The sequence below is a fragment of the Sulfoacidibacillus ferrooxidans genome (genome assembly GCF_022606465.1).
Taxonomy (GTDB): Bacteria; Bacillota; Bacilli; order Alicyclobacillales; family SLC66; genus Sulfoacidibacillus; species Sulfoacidibacillus ferrooxidans.
The window spans coordinates 1-1257 of record NZ_JALBUF010000057.1 but is presented as its reverse complement, the minus strand read 5'-3'; the positions used below and the strand labels follow the sequence as shown (position 1 = coordinate 1257).

Below are 1257 nucleotides of genomic sequence, written 5' to 3'. Positions count from 1 at the left end.
TGCGAGACGGTACCAGAGAAGGAAGCCCCGGCTAACTACGTGCCAGCAGCCGCGGTAATACGTAGGGGGCAAGCGTTGTCCGGAATGACTGGGCGTAAAGCGCGCGCAGGCGGTTTCTTGCGTCTGAGGTGAAAGACCAAGGCTCAACCTTGGGACGGCCTTGGAAACGGGGGAACTTGAGGGTCGGAGAGGTCAGGGGAATTCCACGTGTAGCGGTGAAATGCGTAGAGATGTGGAGGAATACCAGTGGCGAAGGCGCCTGACTGGACGAAACCTGACGCTGAGGCGCGAAGGCGTGGGGAGCAAACAGGATTAGATACCCTGGTAGTCCACGCGGTAAACGATGAGTGCTAGGTGTCGGAGGGTACCACCTCCGGTGCCGAAGGTAACCCAATAAGCACTCCGCCTGGGGAGTACGGTCGCAAGACTGAAACTCAAAGGAATTGACGGGGGCCCGCACAAGCAGTGGAGCATGTGGTTTAATTCGAAGCAACGCGAAGAACCTTACCAGGGCTTGACATCGGCGTGACCGGATCAGAGATGGTCCTTCCCTTCGGGGCACGCTAGACAGGTGGTGCATGGTTGTCGTCAGCTCGTGTCGTGAGATGTTGGGTTAAGTCCCGCAACGAGCGCAACCCTTGATCTGTGTTACCAGCACGTAGAGGTGGGGACTCACAGATGACTGCCGGTGACAAACCGGAGGAAGGCGGGGATGACGTCAAATCATCATGCCCCTTATGTCCTGGGCAACACACGTGCTACAATGGGCGGTACAACGGGAAGCGAAGCTGCGAAGTGGAGCGAACCCCGAAAAGCCGTTCGTAGTTCGGATTGTAGGCTGCAACTCGCCTGCATGAAGCCGGAATTGCTAGTAATCGCGGATCAGCATGCCGCGGTGAATACGTTCCCGGGCCTTGTACACACCGCCCGTCACACCACGAGAGTGGGTAACACCCGAAGTCGGTGAGGTAACCCGCAAGGGAGCCAGCCGCCGAAGGTGGGATTCGCGATTGGGGTGAAGTCGTAACAAGGTAGCCGTATCGGAAGGTGCGGCTGGATCACCTCCTTTCTAAGGAAAAGGCCCGCGAGGGCAACAGCGCGAAGATGTCTCTTGTATGCATTTAGTTTTGAGGGATTGACGTTGATCGCAAGATCAAGCGGCAACCTTCAGTGGTTCCTTGACAACTAGAGGTGAACACGTGAATGCAGATGAACTTGATGGGTAGTAGCATCAAGCCAAAAGCAACAGTGACACAA

Annotated in this window: 1 rRNA gene; it reads left to right on the top strand. The window is 56.4% G+C overall.

The window, feature by feature from the left end:
• Positions 1-1069, top strand: a 16S ribosomal RNA gene (locus tag MM817_RS16335); the annotation flags it as partial.
• Positions 1070-1257: the final 188 nt, after the last annotated feature.